Below are 15,747 nucleotides of genomic sequence, written 5' to 3'. Positions count from 1 at the left end.
ACCCCAATTTATTGTCCCTAAAAGCCATTCGCGGCTGTTTGAGCTTCCCCTTCTTTAAAGGCTCGTATACAAAGGCGCGAGTTCAGCGAATGGCAAAGTTTTTACTTGCGTAACAGTGTTACTCATTTTTTCAAAAAAAGTAACACAACAAGCTCCTTCCATCGAAGGTTCAAGCAGTAAGATTCCATTACAAATTATTATTACTGCTCAATTTGGAAAATGCCAACAGGGAGCTGGTGTGAAACTCGACCCCATCGATCCACAAAAATTTACCGATTTTGTCAGCTACTCGGAAAAGAAACGTACCCGCTGGGAACGCTTTCTCGACAAGATCAAGCCGCGTTCTGCTGCCATGCGTACCACAGTACTGGTGGTTTTTGTGGTGTGTTTTAGCCTGTTCATGTCCTTGTGGTTCTTTTGGCGTACCCTGTTTTTACCTGAAATCCAGCAACATGCGCGTTATCTGGCCATGGAACTGGAAATTCTCAACAATCCCGATCTGCGCCTGTATCACAAACAGCAAGAAGTGGATATCGATGACTGGCTGAAAAACCGGGTCGGCATTGAATACGTGACCAATCCAGCAGAATATCCCACGGTTCGGGAAAAGCTGATTGCAGAATTTTTTACTCGGCAGATCGAAACCAAACTGGCCAAAGAGTTACGTATCGAACAAGCCACGGTCTATTTCCAGTTTAAGCCGAGTCCACGTATCTGGATCCAGACCCCTGAAATGAATGGCCACTGGGTACAGGAACCTTTAAAGACGTATGCCAACTATAGCAATGAACTGATTTTGGGCTGGTTGCTTGGCACGCCGATTATTGTCGGCATCATTATTTTGACCTTGGTGCGTCAGCTCAACCGTCCTTTACGCCGTTTGCAGAACGCCGCCAACAGTTATAGCCGAATCGGTTCGGCGCCCTATCTGGATACCAATCATGGTCCACTGGAAATCCGTCAGGTCAATCATGCCTTTAACCAGATGATTTATACGCTGGATCAGACCGAGCGGGAACGCCGCATCATGCTGGCCGGCATTTCACATGACTTGCGCACGCCCTTAACCCGGATCCGCCTCAGTGCCGAAATGATGCCAGATGAAGACTTTCTCAAAGAAGGCCTGATTTATGATGTCGAAGATATGGACGCGATTCTGGATCAGTTCATCTCCTATATGCGTGATGGTTCTGATGAAGAGCCGCAGGATACCAATGTCAATGTGCTGCTCCAAGAACTGGTCAAGCAGTTTAAACCGCTGGATATCCGCTTTACGCCACAAGACATCCCAACCATTCAGGCGCGCAGCATGTCGCTAAAAAGGCTGATTGGTAATCTGATCAATAATTCGAAACGTTATGGTTCAGAACCAATTGAGCTTTCTGCGCATGTTGAAGAAGATCAACTGTTGATTTGTGTCGCAGACCATGGCGAAGGCATCCCGGAAGATCAGATTGAAGCCTTGATGCAGCCTTTTGTTCGGGGTAATTCGGCACGAACTGTACAAGGCAGTGGCTTGGGGTTGGCCATTGTGAAACGGATTGTCGACATTCACCATGGTCAATTGCGTATTCATAATCGTCCTGAAGGTGGGCTGGAAGCTATCATTTCACTACCCGTGAATCAGGTGAACCCAGAGACACTTTCCCCAGCCACCACACTCGATAAAATTCGCCAAACTTTGACTGATCACTTTTAAGAAGTGATCAGTAATTCAACAAATGACTTTTTAGTTTTTCTATACAATTCATTTTATAGTTCACGAATTCAATCATTTAAAAATCATCATTTTTTATTATACCTACATTTAGCTAAAAAATTAGACCTTAGCCTAACACCTATGCACAATACATTTTTTGAGCGGTACAATCCGTATCATAGTTTAAGAATTAATGAGAGTTAAAATGTCTTTAGATCGTATCCGTTTAGCCTCCCTACACAACAAAGTCATCAGCCCTGAACAAGCGGCTGAATTCATCCAAGATGGCATGACTGTGGGTATGAGTGGCTTTACTCGCGCTGGTGAAGCGAAGGCGGTTCCTTTAGCTTTGGTTCAACAGGCAAAAGCAAACCCATTAAAGATTACGTTAATTACTGGTGCATCACTAGGGAACGATCTAGACAAACAACTGACTGAAGCTGGCGTATTGGCACGCCGTTTACCGTTCCAGGTCGACAACACTTTACGTAAAGCAATCAACAACGGCGAAGTGATGTTCATTGACCAGCACTTGTCTGAAACCGTTGAACAAATGCGTAACCTTCAGTTGAAAAAACCAGACGTTGCGATCATCGAAGCCGTAGCAATTACTGAAGATGGCGGCATCATTCCAACAACATCTGTTGGTAACTCTGCAAGCTTTGCGATTTTTGCTGAAAAAGTGATTGTAGAAATCAATACGAATTTAAGCCCGGCATTTGAAGGCTTGCACGATATCTACATCCCGACCTATCGTCCAACGCGTCAAGCGATTCCATTGACTCAAGTTGATGAGCGTATCGGTACGCATGCGATCAATATTGATCCATCTAAAATTGTTGGTATCGTATTTAACAGCGAATTGCATGACTCTCCATCTACTGTAACTGCGCCAGATGATGAGACTCAAAGCATTGCCAACCATTTGATTGCTTTCTTTGAAAAAGAAGTGGCTGAAGACCGTCTACCGAAAAACCTCGGACCTCTTCAAGCAGGGATCGGTTCAATTGCAAATGCCGTATTGACGGGTCTGAAAGATTCAAACTTTGAAGACTTGATCATGTACTCAGAAGTTCTGCAAGACTGTACGTTTGAATTGATCGATGCAGGTAAAATGAAGTTTGCTTCAGGTTCTTCTATTACACTTTCTGCGAAATACGGCGAGAAAGTATTTAACAACCTTGAACAATACAAAGACAAACTGGTATTACGTCCACAGGAAATTTCAAACCATCCTGAACTGGTACGTCGTTTAGGTATTATCGGCATCAACACTGCACTTGAGTTTGATATTTACGGTAACGTGAACTCAACTCACGTATGTGGTACCAAAATGATGAACGGTATTGGTGGTTCAGGTGACTTCGCACGTAATGCCCACTTGGCGATCTTCGTAACCAAATCAATCGCGAAAGGTGGCGACATCTCTTCTGTGGTACCGTTTGCTTCACATATCGACCATGCAGAACACGATGTTGATATCCTAGTGACTGAACAAGGTCTTGCGGATCTTCGTGGTTTGGCTCCGCGTGAGCGTGCACGTGCAGTAATTGATAACTGTGCGCACCCAATGTACCGCGATGCGTTGAATGATTACTTTGACCGTGCATGTGCAAAAGGCGGCCATACCCCTCATCTTCTTCGTGAAGCGCTTTCTTGGCACTCAAACTTCGAAGAAAATGGTCACATGCTTGCTGTTGAAGCTGCAGTAAAAACTGCATAATTGACTGCATTCACAAAACGCCCTACGGGGCGTTTTTTTATGGCATTTTTATATTTTTTTTGAATAGTCAGAACCTGATTATATTAAGGAAGCCATCTGGCTATCACCTACTCTTTCTTCTTTTATTTATCCTGCCGATCTGCTGTAGAAATACACTTCTGATGCTCAAGGGCTTTAAATTCTGATTCTTCACCCTCATACTTGAACACAAGAGCAAAATTAGAGACATGACATGCGCGTAGATATCTGGTCAGATGTGGTTTGCCCCTTCTGCTATATTGGTAAAAAACGTTTAGAAGCTGCTGCACAAGAAGCAGGTATTGAGCTAGAAGTACATTGGCACAGTTTCCAGCTCGATCCTGAAGCACCTGTACGTCAGGAAGTCTCCAACTCTGAGCGTCTGGCGCAAAAATATGGCCGCACCGTGGCAGAAGTCGAAGAGATGCAGCGCAATATTGCTGAAATGGCCAAAGCCGAAGGTATTGAATTTAACTGGGAAGGTGCCAATTCAGGCAATACCTTTAATGCGCATCGCCTGATTCACCTGGCGCAAAGCAAAGGTTTGGGCAATGAAGCACAGGAAGCGTTCTTCTATAGCTATATGACCCAAGGTCTGGCGATTGGAGAACGTGAAACACTGGAAGATGTCGCAGCGCGTATTGGCCTGAATCCGGTCGAAGTCGATGACCTGTTGGATTCGGAAGAATATGCTGATTTCGTCAAATTCGATCAGGAAGTCGCACATGAACAACTCAAAGTGACCGGTGTACCTTTCTTTGTTTTTGATCAACGTGTGGCATTGGCAGGCGCGCAGCCTAAAGAAGTTTTCCTGCAAGTATTTGAAAAAGCGCTCGATACATCAACCAACAGTCAGGCAGCACAATGCTCAACAGAAACGTGTGACACGCCAGACCAAGCTAAATAAAACAACGTTCAATAAAAAACCCCATTTCAAATGGGGTTTTTTTATTTGTTATTGAATGGCATTCGCTTAATCAACCAGAAAACTAATTTTTAAATTGACACGATATTCCGTGATTTTATTTTCTTTAATGACAACCTTCTGTTCATTGATCCAAGCACCTTGTACATTTTTGACCGTTTCTGTGACTTTCTGAATGCCCGTTTGAATCGCATCTTCAAAGCTTTTATTGCTGCTTGAATTGACTTCTACCACTTTTGCAATTGCCATAATAAAACTCTCAGCATGAAAATGAATGGAATTCCATCTTAGTCCATTCTCAGAAGATTGCAGCAGCCCGTAAACAAGCGATAGCAAAAACTTACATGGATTGAACAAAGCTCGAAATTCAATCTTAAATTGGCAGATCAAAAACACATCGCCGCTTGTTTTGGCACTCGATCAAGTCCAGATTCTCATCGCCAAAACAAAGCATAAAGTCCTGTAAAATCATAAAAATCAAACTAGAGTAAATACACTAATTTATTGTTTTATAGAGTAATTTATCTAAAATTTACTGCCTGAATTTGCCGAATCTATCATTTTATATTAAGTCTTATTTGCTATTATTTCACCCGAATTAAGTTTAAATATTCTCCTCTGTTCAAGTCATTGAACACTCTGATATTAAAGGTCATCCTATGAATGCTCTTAAATTTGCTTTCGCTGCAACCGTTATGGCTTTTTCTGTTCAAGCGTCTGCACAAATGGCGCAAGTGGTTCATCTGCCAGACTTTCCAGCGACTAAAGTACCTGCTGAAACAGTAAATACAGATGCTGCGACTGTAGCAACTGAAAAAACGGCTTAATGCAAAACTGTTTTGCATTAAAACAGGCTGATTGATTCAGCCTGCTTTTTTTATCATATTGAACACATTCTGTGTAAAAGATGCACAACTCTCAAAAATATCGACTATTTCCTACTCTCATTTTTTCTATTGATTTTTATCACTTTTAATTAAAAAATTTGTTTATAAAACACTCAAAATAGATCACTATTTTATGTGATCTCTGCTTATAATTGCAGCAATATAAATAGATTAATGATAAGAAAATTTTTTATGCATGAACTTCAGGCATTGGTACAGGGCAAAATTCCGCCTCAGTCAGTTTCTATTGATTATTTAATTGAAATGGCAGAAAGCTATACAGACTCGAATTCTGCTGAATACAGACTGGTCGAGCTGGCGGTTAACATTGTACTGGCACAAACCCTGGATAAAGCACTGAAACATCTCTAGAGATCAAAAAATGAATGCTTTAGAAAAAGCACACTTAATTAAAGAACTACATGGACTGGCGCAGCAACTGGAGCATAAAGTCCTGCCTTTCTATGAAATTGCCCGTTCTAAAAAAAGGATACGCGATATTTTTAATCTGTGTGATGAGCCTATTTTCAAGACCCAGATTTCAGCATTTAAGGCCCGCACTCAACCTGAACTTGTTGCTTACCAATTTTCTGCTAATACGTCTTATCATCTAAGCTTTCGTGGCTATTTCACCGAAATCTTAGCACTGGAACAAGCACTGTCTGCCCATCCGGATTCTGGCTGGGCAGTTTTGCATCATCCTGAACGTGGCTGGCAAATCTGGCTGATGCCCGCTCCCCAAGCTCCTGCCCTGCACAGCCAATGGGCTGAATTGCAACACTGCTATATCTGGCTGTTGCAACAACAGCAGCAATTTTCTTGTCTGCAACAGGATCCCCCCTTGATCGTTCCTGCCTTATCCTTAAACGAAGCTGAAACCAGCTGCAATTCTGTGGAAACAACCAAATATCATCGGGGACGGCCGCGCGCAAGAATCCATGCATTAGAACTACGCCGCCCAGATGAGTCAACCAATCAGATACTGACTGAACCCAAGGAACTAAATCCTCAACTAAAAGCTGAAATGACAATAACGAAAATTCCGCAAGAACAGATCACAGCCTCCGAATTGATTCAATTCCCTGTACAGATTCAACTAGGCGAACTAAACACCCATGTACACCCTTTAGGCTTAGAAGAAACCAATATCCAGCGACTCTGTGCTTTAGAACTGACTGAGAATATCGAGCATCCTGCCTATCTGGATATCACCTTGTATTATGCGGCAGAAGATAACTGGCAGGCACGTCAGGTTTATTTGGTTGAACAACTGAATCTGCAAGGTCAGTTTGTTAAATATCTGATGCTCTTAGGGGTACCGAGTCAGTTACAGGCACATTATTGTATTCAACATTGGCTGACCCATCATCAACGCCAGGCTGCTGCGATTAAATCACTGGCATGGTCTGTTATAAGCACCAGTTTCATGCAACTCGAGCTTTTTTCAACGGCTTACTTGCAGCAGGCTGAAACAGTCTGGACACAGCCAGATTACCATCCATTTATACCCGCACAGTCCATTCAAAAGCAGAAATTTATCTCGTTTAAAGAAGCTGCTGCGGATTTTTCTACCCCAGTGCTTTTGCTACAGGAACATCAAAAAATCCGAGTGATTCATGGTGAAAAACGCATCTCTCTCGCAGAGGATGAGCTGGCCTATCCATACATCTTGCTGCAACGCGACAAACAGCTAAATTGGCAGAATATTCACAATATTATTTTAACAATGCCACAACCCATTCGGGTATTAGAGCTTTATCGGGAAATTCAGGCTCAAATGATTGAATAATTGCTGTTATTTTGTAGCTTTAACTTGCTTTTTAAGGCCGTTTTTTAGAAAACTACAGCTGAATATAAGAATACAAGAGCAACAAATATCTCATGCAAATAAACAGGATTACTCAAATTTTACTGCTCTCTCTGGGCTTAGGAATGAGTGGTAGCATGTCTTGGGCCAATTCAGTCACAACTGCTCCTGCCAGTCCAACGAATATAGAGCCAAGCCGATCAGGCTTGCTGGATCAGATTCCACGTTTGATCGATGCAACACCCACGGTTCTGCCGGAGCAATCAAATGTCGCCATTGTTCCATCCACGCTAGAGACAGAAAATTATTCATGGGCAGATCAAAAGCAGAAAGGCATCCGCGAATGGGCCGATCGTACTGCGCATAAAATTGATAACTGGTTTGGTGAAAGCGATCCGGATCAGCCAGCTGCAGCTACATTACGGATCATTCTAGATAATCGCTGGGATGAATATGAAGGCTATGAGATTAAGCCTCGAATCCGCGGCAAGATCAAGCTTCCGACCTTGGAACAAAAGCTGAGTGTGGTGTTTGGTGATGACAGTCTGGACAATGAATTAGACAGCAATGTCGCGATTACCAATGAAAATCCTGCCACTTCCGGAAATAAGCGTCTGGATACTAAACGTGCCCGTGAAGATAACAGCTCTTTTGCCTTACGTTGGTCAGAATGGTCAGATCGCATTCCTTTCGAAACCGATCTGGATTTGGGCCTACGTTCTGGCGATGATATTTACCTGCGTGTCAAAGCCAGTAAGGATTGGACACTAGAAAATGACTACTCTTTTCATGCCGAACAGATTTATCGCTATGGCGTTCAGAGTGAAAACTATTTACGGACCAATCTGGAGTTGATCCATGCTCGTCCCAATCAGGCCTTTTTCTCCAATCAACTCAGTCTGACTTATGCAGATGATCAAGACGACGATCTGACTTGGGACAACTACACTTTTAGACAACACCAGTTTTTTCAGGACAACCGTTTTAGTTATGGCATTTATACTGGAGGTTATCTGAATGACAAGGATCTGCGTCTCAACCGCTGGGGTCCATATGTGTCGTGGAGACAACCTTTTTTACGTGAATGGTTTTTTGTCCAGACCGACCTGAACTACCTGAATGATCATCGCGAGGATCGTGACCACTATGTCGGGGCTTTGGTACGTTTAGAAGCATTGTTTTAAACTGAATGATGGTGGAAAATATAAAAGCCCATCATTCATGGGCTTTTTTCAATATTACTGAGGCAATCAGCGCGGTAAGTATTAGCTGGTTTTATTCAAGATAATACGATCACTGCGTAGCACTCGTTTTTGCTGTAATGAAGGTTGCTCCATCACTGGCATATTGAAGCGAATACGATCGCTATGTTGCACACGTTGTAGTTTTGCTGCCTCTACTTTCGCAACTTTATAAAAACTGATTCGATCTGTGCGTACCATTTTTTCTGCAGCAGGTGCCGCTAGACTAACTTGGCTCATCGACATCAGGATTACAGCGCCCATACTGATCATCAGCTTAAATTTCATAACATTCTCTCTCTTTGCTTTATAATCGTAATTATAAATTAAAAATTAATTAATAATCCAAAATATAGATTTATGATTCGAAGGTATTTTTTTATCCTGTCTATCGTTTTTCCAGATCATTTCTAGAATTGAAAAATGAAGCAGACATAAAAAATCCCTCCTAAGAGGGATTTTCTCATTCAATACATCAGCACTTAAGCAAGCAGCAAACTATTAATTCGCTTGACATATTCAGCAGGATTTTCTGGTAATCCACCTTCTGCAATCACCGCTTGGTCGAAGATCACATTGGCCAGATCATCAAACTGCGCCGAGCCATCCAGTTTTTTCACCAACGGATGTTCTGGGTTAATTTCCAGAATCGGCTTGATATCCGGCACAGGCTGACCTGCATCTTTCAGCATACGAATCAGTTGTGGAGACAACTCACCTTCTCCAGTTACCAGACAAGCCGGAGAATCGACCAGACGCGTCGTCACCCGCACTTCTTTGGTTTTGTCTTTTAATGAATCCGTCAGCTTATCCACCACCGGTTTAAACTGGGCTGCGGCTTCTTCAAGGGCTTTCTTCTCTTCGGCATCCTGAAGGTCACCTAAGTCAACTGCACCCTTAGACACGTTTTGCAAAGGCGTACCATCGAACTCATTCACGAAGTTCATCGCCCATTCATCCACGCGTTCAGTCATCAACAGAACTTCAATGCCTTTTTTCTTGAACAGTTCCAGTTGCGGTGAATTTTTCGCAGCATTCAGACTATCTGCAGTCACATAATAAATGGCTTTCTGGCCGTCTTTCATGCGTGCTTTATAGTCTGCCAATGATGTGCTGACTTCATCATTGGTCGACGTCGCATAACGCAGCAGTTTCAAGATACGTTCACGGTTGCTGAAATCTTCACCCAGACCTTCTTTCAATACTGAAGCAAATTCCTGATAGAAGGTCTTGAAGTTTGCCTGATCTTTTTCATCTTCAGATTTAGCCAGATTATCCAAAATGGTCAGGATACGGCGGGTATTGCCTTCACGGATGGTTTTTACATCACGGCTTTCTTGCAGTAATTCACGGCTCACGTTCAATGGCAGATCGGCACTGTCCACCACGCCTTGTACAAAGCGCAGGTAGTTTGGAATCAGGTTATCCGCATCATCCATAATGAACACGCGTTTCACATACAGCTTGATACCCGCTTTGGATTCACGGGTGAAAATATCATGTGGCGCTTTGCTTGGAATATATAATAACTGGGTATATTCAGTGCTGCCTTCAACTCGGTTATGCGCCCAAGCCAATGGCGCTGCGAAATCATGGCTTAAGTTCTTGTAGAACTCGACATACTGCTCTTCAGTGATTTCAGACTTGTTACGAGTCCATAATGCGCTGGCCGAGTTAATGGCTTCCCACTCATCAGTTTTGACATACTGGCCACCTTTAGATGTTTCACCTTCAGCCGCTTCTTCTTCCTGCCAGACTTCTTTTTGCATCTGGATTGGCAGGCTAATGTGGTCTGAATATTTATTGATAATCTGCTTCACTTTATAGCTTTGCAGATAATCCAGCGCATCGTCACGCAAGTGCAGAATAATATCGGTACCACGACTTTCTTTAGTGATCTGTTCAACTTCGAACTCACCGGTTCCGCCACTGATCCAGCGCACCCCTTCAGAGACATCTGTGCCAGCACGACGCGACTCTACCGTGATCTTGTCAGCCACAATAAAACCGGAATAGAAACCGACACCAAACTGGCCAATTAGCTGGGCATCAGCCTTTTGATCGCCGGTCAGTTTGGACATAAAGTCTTTGGTGCCTGATTTGGCAATAGTCCCTAAATTATCAATAGCTTCCTGTTCGCTTAAGCCGATCCCGTTATCTGAAATGGTAATGGTTTTATTGTCTGCATCCAGACTGACACGAACGCGCAGATCCGGATCATTTTCATAAAATTCGGGATGGTTAATCCCTTCAAAACGTAATTTGTCGCATGCATCTGAGGCATTCGAGATCAATTCGCGTAGGAAAATTTCAGGGTTTGAATAAAGCGAATGGGTCACGAGATGTAGTAACTGAGCCACTTCAGCCTGGAAACTATGTTTTTGTGCGCTAGACTCGCTCATTAATCACTCCTTTTATTTTAAATACAGGTCAATACTGTTGCCTATATGAATGGAGTGAGTTACTAAATTTTCAATAGCCAGTTGTATATTTTTTCTCAAGATATTTTATAAAGGATCTCTTGATCTAAAATGACTTGGATTTGTAAAGGCTTAGGTTTAAGGCTTAATAAGGCCCAAGCTTATAAATACGTTGAAATTGCAGGTCTATTTGCTGCTGACGCATATTATAGACCTGACTCAGACAGGACACAGATTCCTGACAGCGGTCACGGAACTGTAGCCATTTCACCTGATCACGCTGGATCACCGAACGGGTTCCCATAGGCACCATACGGCGTAAAATATGATAGCTGGTACTCATCTTGACATCGGCATCATTGAGCAGACGATGTTCACAAATCGCTTTCTCTGTCACGGTTTCAGCTTTCTGACAATCAAAACTTGCCGCATAGGTAGACCCTGCCAGCAGGCTGAAGAAGATCACAATACCTTGGCTTAAAAACTTCATGCTGATCTTCCTTATTATTCAATTATTAAGTCGTATTCAATTAATATTTACTTTATTCGTTTTAATATAGTTGAACATTGCCGATCTGCTCAATTTCAATAAGTTATAAATCGTTGTTATTTTGAAAAAAAGCCTCATTCAAGATGAGGCTTTTTTGTTGAGCAAGGCTAGAATTTAGAACTTGTAGCTATAACCGATCGTATAAACCCAAGGATCAATATTCAATTCGAATTTAGTATTATCAGCATCATCTAAAGTCACTTCAGGACTCAAATCTGCATAGCGCACGTCAGCAAATACTCCCCAGTTTTTGGCATCGGCTGGCTGATAATTAAAGCCGACTTGACCTGCCAAACCAAACTCTTCTTTCACGTCTTTAGCCAGACCTTCTTCATCCCAAGCAATAAAAGCTGTGCCACCTACGCCAATATATGGTGTAAAGCGTGTTGCATTTTTAAAGTTATATTTAGCGGTAATTGTGGGTGGCAGATGTTTGATCTTAGCCACCTTACCTACACCCTGAAGAGAAATGTCATGGTTAAACGGGGTAGCCAATAATAATTCTGCCGAGATATTGTCATTAAAGAAGTATTCAACCGATGGCGTAAAACCATATTCCTGATCGGCTTCTGCGACTAAACCTGGTGCAATTTCAGTGTCACTTGATGGTGCTAAAGAACTGGCACCGACTTTCACCTGCCATTGACCTGCCATCGCAGATGCAGAAAGACCCATTAATGCAATTAGAGCAGCTTGCTTTAACATTTTAAAATACCCCACAGGAAGAATAATTATTAAGAAAATAAATCTTAATTAATAATAAACACGAGAGAAAATAATATGCAATAAGGATTATAAAACTAATTTTCAATTATTATTTAAATAACTGATTTGAAAAGTTATTTATTTTAAATTGACTGGATTAGTTGGTTTTAAATACCAAGCATATTAATCAGATAAATATGAATTTATTCAGACTAAAATAATCAGGTTTATATTAATTTTTATTTAAACATATATTTTAAATACATCTTATTATTTATTTTAAATCCAGATAAATCTGCTCCAATAGATATCAGAGCAGATTGAAATTGACTTACAGAACCATGGCTGCAATCCAGCCAAAAATCATCAACGGAATATTGAAGTGAATGAAGGTTGGAATCACACTGTCCTTCATATGGTCATGCTGACCATCCATATTTAAACCCGAAGTTGGGCCCAAAGTTGAATCCGAAGCTGGAGAACCGGCATCTCCCAAAGCTGCTGCAGTCCCGATAATCGCAATGGTCGCAGCCGGGCTAAAACCGAACTGGATACAGAGCGGTACATAGATAATTGCCAGAATTGGAATGGTCGAGAAAGAAGAACCAATGCCCAATGTGATCAGCAAACCAATCAACAGCATCAGGAAGGCAGCCAAAGCCTGACTATCACCAATCCAGTTCACTGATGCTTCAACCAAGGTTGGTACCTGATTAGTCGCTTCAATCACAGCGGCAAAGCCTTGTGCTGCAATCATGATAAAGCCAACCAGCGCCATCATGCGCATACCGGTAATGATCACATCATCCGCTTCTTTCCATTTAAAGATCCCCGCACAACTCAGGATCGCGACACCGACCAGACCGGCCAGAATCATCGAGTCTGAATAAAGCTGTACCGCCAATGTGGCAATCACTGCAAGGCCGGCCATCCCGATGGTAAATTTGGCAATCTGCGGTTTAACCTGCTCAGCCACACCTAATTCAGCGGAAATACTTTGCTGTTCCTGGACATGAATATCTTGATATTGACGTGGTTTGCGATAGCTAATAAAGATCGCCATCAATAAGCCCACAAACATACCGAATACTGGAATTGCCATCGCAGATGGAATCTGGTCATAGCTAATTTCAAATCCGTATGGCTTACCAAAAGTATTGATGTTATGACCCAGAATGTCATTCAGGAAGATGGCACCAAAACCGACCGGAATCAGCATATAGGTGCCCACCAGACCAAAGGTCAGTAAACAGGCCACCAAACGGCGATCCAGCTGTAAATGGTTAAATACAATCAATAGCGGCGGAATCAGTACCGGAATGAAGGCAATATGCACAGGAATGACGTTCTGCGAGAACACGGCAGCAATGGCAACCGTGAAGAAGATCAGATATTTCACCCGGTTTTGCGCTTTAAAATCTGCCTCACCTTTCAAGGTGCTAATCATTTTATAAGCCAGTAAATCCGGTAACCCCGAACGCGCCAGAGCCAAAGCAAATGCACCTAAAATACCGTAAGCTAAGGCAATTTTGGCACCCCCACCCAAGCCATTGTTAAACGCGTCCAAGGTTCCCTGCAGGCCCAGACCTGCCAATAAACCACCTGTAACAGCACCAATGACCAGGGCAAAAACCACAGGTACACGTGCCAACGAGAGTCCGAACATGACTCCAATAGCAGCAAGAATTGCGAACATAATGAATCGGAATAGAGAGAAAGCGGCTATTTTATCAGAAAATGCGGATAAAAATTCCGCCACTTTTTTCTGGCCGGGTCATGTTTAGTTGAGTGGCCTATCAAGTGATGACAACAGATTTACGCTGAATAAACTCATCAATCAATTGAGCCACTTGCTCCGGCTGACTTAGAATCGCCCAGTGATTGGCAGCCAGTTCTACTTTGGAGAAGTCATCCGCCCATTTGGACATCTCATCGACCAGATCTGGCCCGACAAACTGGTCATATTTCAGCACAATTGCCTGTACCGGACAGATGGCAAAACGCTGCCGTGGTTGAGTTAAGCGTGGCAAAAAATTGGCCCGGTACAGGTTCACACCATATTTGCCATCTTTGACAATATGCGTGTTGAGTGGCAGATTATCGTGTCTTTCCAGTTGCTGCACGATCTTGCTCCAACGCTGCGGATTAAAAAAATTCCAGGCCAATGGCGCCACCAAGGGCAACTGAAACACCGCAATATACCAGGACTTGCTCATTTGCTTTAAGAATTTTGCCTTGTTTTGCTGGAACTGTTCACGCATCCAGAAAGCGGCATGATCCAGACATGGCCCAGACAAGGTGCTATAAGACAGAATTCGTCCTTTAAAGCGTGGACCGGTGACGGATTCCCAGGACTGAATTGAACCCCAGTCATGCGCGGCCAGATGAAAAGCACGATTCGGCAATATTTCGTTCACCACCTCTTCCAGATCCTGACTTAAACGGGCCAAGCGGTAATCGGAGATTTTTTTGGGAATACTGGACTCACCTGCGCCACGGACATCATAAGTCACAACAAAGTAATCCTGACTCAAATGAGCAATGGCTGGCTCCCAAACTGCCTGATGATCGGGATAGCCGTGAACCAGCACCAATGCCGGTTGTTCGGATTGTCCATAAGTTTTGACACAAAGACGCTGCTGATCCGTGGTATCGACCCATTGCATGTGCATTTCCATCTTTTGATCCTGTTTTTGTTATTGACCACTTAGTTTATAAATCGGCATGATTGATCAATGCCAGCGCATTTTTGTTGCTCTAGTATGCATAATCACAGCCGCAAAAAGAATGTCAGTATGAGCCTATTCCAGAAAATTCAAAAACTGCCTCTGGTTTCAAAATTTATTCTGAACCGCTATGCCCCTTATCGTGGTGCAGGCATTGAAATTGATAAGATTGATTTTAATAATTATCACGTTCGGGTCAAAATGCCGCTGACCCGTAAGAACCAGAATATTGTCGGTGTGCATTTTGGTGGCAGCCTGTATTCAATGGTCGATCCCTTTTATATGTTATTGCTGATGCATCATTTGGGGCCGAAATACCTGGTCTGGGATAAAGGCGCCAGCATTCAGTTTTTGGCACCGGGTCGCGGTACAGTGGTGGCGGATATTCGGATTTCTGCTGAAGAAATTACCACGATTATCAATCTGGCGGCCGATAATGCGCCAGTGTATCGACATTATCAGCTGAATATTTATGATGAAGCCGGGGTCAGAATTGCTGAGGTAGAGAAAACGGTCTATATCCGGCGGAAACAGAGCAAAGGGAAAATTAACGCTTCTAAATAAGATAAAAGCGCCACATTGGCGCTTTTAAATCTAGATGAATCTGAAGTAACTTTCGACTTAACGACGACGGTTATCCTGTTCAATCGCAGCACCGGCACCACCACCGATTGCGCCACCGATTGCGGCACCCGCATTACCACCGAAGATGCTTTTACCGACTGCGGAACCAACAGCACCACCTACACCACTATAGGTCGCATTACGGTTTGAACCGCCTTGGGATTTACTACCCACTGCAGCACCGGCACCACCACCTACAGCTGCACCAACGCCACCGCCGACTTTATTACCAACACCACCACCGACTGCACCACCAAGGGCCGCAGCACCGATCCGTTGCTCATTGGCAGACATACTTTCACAACCCGCCAACATAAAGGTGGAAAGAGTGGCAACTGCCATAACACCCATTAATTTTTTCATGACCTTGACCTTCCTGTCTCGCTTTAATTAAGCTTATCTTCATTTTATGAAACTAAAAT

Annotated in this window: 16 protein-coding genes; 8 read left to right on the top strand and 8 right to left on the bottom strand. The window is 43.1% G+C overall.

Annotated features, from left to right (window positions below; all coding sequences use genetic code 11):
• Nucleotides 1–238 precede the first annotated feature (238 nt).
• The 3 genes from ACP7AK_RS05590 to ACP7AK_RS05580 all read left to right on the top strand — a co-directional run bounded on the left by ACP7AK_RS05590 (nucleotide 239) and on the right by ACP7AK_RS05580 (nucleotide 4,347).
• The gene (locus tag ACP7AK_RS05590) at nucleotides 239–1,699 is read left to right on the top strand and encodes an ATP-binding protein (RefSeq protein ID WP_034438039.1); all 1,461 of its coding nucleotides are present in this window, start codon (nucleotides 239–241) and stop codon (nucleotides 1,697–1,699) included.
• A gap of 205 nt (nucleotides 1,700–1,904) precedes the next feature.
• Nucleotides 1,905–3,422 (top strand): acetyl-CoA hydrolase/transferase family protein, encoded by a 1,518-nt coding sequence (locus tag ACP7AK_RS05585; protein ID WP_004647324.1) that lies wholly within the window; start codon nucleotides 1,905–1,907, stop codon nucleotides 3,420–3,422.
• Between the two features lie 232 nt (nucleotides 3,423–3,654).
• A complete protein-coding gene (locus ACP7AK_RS05580; protein WP_005102861.1) occupies nucleotides 3,655–4,347 on the top strand; it encodes a DsbA family oxidoreductase in 693 nt (230 codons plus the stop codon).
• 66 nt (nucleotides 4,348–4,413) lie between these two features.
• On the opposite strand, the gene ACP7AK_RS05575 is transcribed toward ACP7AK_RS05580, so the two are convergent.
• The gene (locus ACP7AK_RS05575; protein ID WP_004278594.1) at nucleotides 4,414–4,614 is read right to left on the bottom strand and encodes a dodecin family protein; all 201 of its coding nucleotides are present in this window, start codon (nucleotides 4,612–4,614) and stop codon (nucleotides 4,414–4,416) included.
• A gap of 410 nt (nucleotides 4,615–5,024) precedes the next feature.
• On the opposite strand from ACP7AK_RS05575, the gene ACP7AK_RS05570 reads away from it, so the two are divergent.
• The 4 genes from ACP7AK_RS05570 to ACP7AK_RS05555 all read left to right on the top strand — a co-directional run bounded on the left by ACP7AK_RS05570 (nucleotide 5,025) and on the right by ACP7AK_RS05555 (nucleotide 8,243).
• On the top strand, nucleotides 5,025–5,192 hold the full coding sequence (locus ACP7AK_RS05570) for a hypothetical protein (protein WP_004278595.1): 168 nt from the start codon (nucleotides 5,025–5,027) through the stop codon (nucleotides 5,190–5,192).
• Between the two features lie 252 nt (nucleotides 5,193–5,444).
• The gene (locus ACP7AK_RS05565; protein WP_004647321.1) at nucleotides 5,445–5,624 is read left to right on the top strand and encodes a hypothetical protein; all 180 of its coding nucleotides are present in this window, start codon (nucleotides 5,445–5,447) and stop codon (nucleotides 5,622–5,624) included.
• A 10-nt stretch (nucleotides 5,625–5,634) separates the two neighbouring features.
• Entirely contained in the window at nucleotides 5,635–7,041 is a 1,407-nt protein-coding gene (locus ACP7AK_RS05560; RefSeq protein WP_425878987.1) for a hypothetical protein, read from the top strand.
• Between the two features lie 92 nt (nucleotides 7,042–7,133).
• Nucleotides 7,134–8,243, top strand: coding sequence for a hypothetical protein (locus ACP7AK_RS05555; protein WP_005267573.1), 1,110 nt, complete (start codon nucleotides 7,134–7,136; stop codon nucleotides 8,241–8,243).
• A gap of 81 nt (nucleotides 8,244–8,324) precedes the next feature.
• On the opposite strand, the gene ACP7AK_RS05550 is transcribed toward ACP7AK_RS05555, so the two are convergent.
• From ACP7AK_RS05550 to ACP7AK_RS05525, 6 genes are all read right to left on the bottom strand, one after another.
• Nucleotides 8,325–8,588, bottom strand: coding sequence for a hypothetical protein (locus ACP7AK_RS05550; RefSeq protein WP_005108064.1), 264 nt, complete (start codon nucleotides 8,586–8,588; stop codon nucleotides 8,325–8,327).
• Nucleotides 8,589–8,782: 194 nt separating this feature from the next.
• The gene (gene htpG, locus ACP7AK_RS05545; RefSeq protein WP_425878984.1) at nucleotides 8,783–10,702 is read right to left on the bottom strand and encodes a molecular chaperone HtpG; all 1,920 of its coding nucleotides are present in this window, start codon (nucleotides 10,700–10,702) and stop codon (nucleotides 8,783–8,785) included.
• 163 nt (nucleotides 10,703–10,865) lie between these two features.
• Entirely contained in the window at nucleotides 10,866–11,210 is a 345-nt protein-coding gene (locus ACP7AK_RS05540) for a lysozyme inhibitor LprI family protein (protein ID WP_374952282.1), read from the bottom strand.
• A gap of 174 nt (nucleotides 11,211–11,384) precedes the next feature.
• Entirely contained in the window at nucleotides 11,385–11,975 is a 591-nt protein-coding gene (locus ACP7AK_RS05535; protein WP_425878982.1) for an OmpW/AlkL family protein, read from the bottom strand.
• 331 nt (nucleotides 11,976–12,306) lie between these two features.
• Nucleotides 12,307–13,671 carry a Na+/H+ antiporter family protein gene (locus tag ACP7AK_RS05530; protein ID WP_425878980.1) on the bottom strand — a complete coding sequence of 455 codons (1,365 nt, stop codon included), beginning with the start codon at nucleotides 13,669–13,671 and terminating at the stop codon, nucleotides 12,307–12,309.
• Between the two features lie 100 nt (nucleotides 13,672–13,771).
• Complete coding sequence (locus ACP7AK_RS05525) at nucleotides 13,772–14,653, bottom strand: alpha/beta fold hydrolase (RefSeq protein ID WP_310078163.1); 882 nt, start codon at nucleotides 14,651–14,653, stop codon at nucleotides 13,772–13,774.
• A gap of 117 nt (nucleotides 14,654–14,770) precedes the next feature.
• Here ACP7AK_RS05525 and ACP7AK_RS05520 point away from each other — a divergent pair, with 117 nt between their 5' ends.
• Nucleotides 14,771–15,265 (top strand): DUF4442 domain-containing protein, encoded by a 495-nt coding sequence (locus ACP7AK_RS05520; protein ID WP_425878978.1) that lies wholly within the window; start codon nucleotides 14,771–14,773, stop codon nucleotides 15,263–15,265.
• A 57-nt stretch (nucleotides 15,266–15,322) separates the two neighbouring features.
• On the opposite strand, the gene ACP7AK_RS05515 is transcribed toward ACP7AK_RS05520, so the two are convergent.
• A complete protein-coding gene (locus ACP7AK_RS05515; RefSeq protein ID WP_005108070.1) occupies nucleotides 15,323–15,688 on the bottom strand; it encodes a hypothetical protein in 366 nt (121 codons plus the stop codon).
• Between the last annotated feature and the right edge of the window lie 59 nt (nucleotides 15,689–15,747).

The organism is Acinetobacter sp. TWP2-2-3 (genome assembly GCF_049896445.1).
Lineage (GTDB): Bacteria > Pseudomonadota > Gammaproteobacteria > Pseudomonadales > Moraxellaceae > Acinetobacter.
This window is presented reverse-complemented; position numbering and strand designations above follow the sequence as displayed.

Excerpts from the sequence above, each read along its gene's own strand:
- ACP7AK_RS05585 (WP_004647324.1), top strand. The coding sequence starts at position 1,905 with ATGTCTTTAGATCGTATCCGTTTAGCCTCCCTACACAACAAAGTCATC.
- ACP7AK_RS05580 (WP_005102861.1), top strand. The coding sequence starts at position 3,655 with ATGCGCGTAGATATCTGGTCAGATGTGGTTTGCCCCTTCTGCTATATT.
- ACP7AK_RS05575 (WP_004278594.1), bottom strand. The coding sequence starts at position 4,614 with ATGGCAATTGCAAAAGTGGTAGAAGTCAATTCAAGCAGCAATAAAAGC.
- ACP7AK_RS05570 (WP_004278595.1), top strand. The coding sequence starts at position 5,025 with ATGAATGCTCTTAAATTTGCTTTCGCTGCAACCGTTATGGCTTTTTCT.
- ACP7AK_RS05565 (WP_004647321.1), top strand. The coding sequence starts at position 5,445 with ATGCATGAACTTCAGGCATTGGTACAGGGCAAAATTCCGCCTCAGTCA.
- ACP7AK_RS05560 (WP_425878987.1), top strand. The coding sequence starts at position 5,635 with ATGAATGCTTTAGAAAAAGCACACTTAATTAAAGAACTACATGGACTG.
- ACP7AK_RS05555 (WP_005267573.1), top strand. The coding sequence starts at position 7,134 with ATGCAAATAAACAGGATTACTCAAATTTTACTGCTCTCTCTGGGCTTA.
- ACP7AK_RS05550 (WP_005108064.1), bottom strand. The coding sequence starts at position 8,588 with ATGAAATTTAAGCTGATGATCAGTATGGGCGCTGTAATCCTGATGTCG.
- htpG (WP_425878984.1), bottom strand. The coding sequence starts at position 10,702 with ATGAGCGAGTCTAGCGCACAAAAACATAGTTTCCAGGCTGAAGTGGCT.
- ACP7AK_RS05540 (WP_374952282.1), bottom strand. The coding sequence starts at position 11,210 with ATGAAGTTTTTAAGCCAAGGTATTGTGATCTTCTTCAGCCTGCTGGCA.
- ACP7AK_RS05535 (WP_425878982.1), bottom strand. The coding sequence starts at position 11,975 with ATGTTAAAGCAAGCTGCTCTAATTGCATTAATGGGTCTTTCTGCATCT.
- ACP7AK_RS05530 (WP_425878980.1), bottom strand. The coding sequence starts at position 13,671 with ATGTTCGCAATTCTTGCTGCTATTGGAGTCATGTTCGGACTCTCGTTG.
- ACP7AK_RS05525 (WP_310078163.1), bottom strand. The coding sequence starts at position 14,653 with ATGGAAATGCACATGCAATGGGTCGATACCACGGATCAGCAGCGTCTT.
- ACP7AK_RS05520 (WP_425878978.1), top strand. The coding sequence starts at position 14,771 with ATGAGCCTATTCCAGAAAATTCAAAAACTGCCTCTGGTTTCAAAATTT.
- ACP7AK_RS05515 (WP_005108070.1), bottom strand. The coding sequence starts at position 15,688 with ATGAAAAAATTAATGGGTGTTATGGCAGTTGCCACTCTTTCCACCTTT.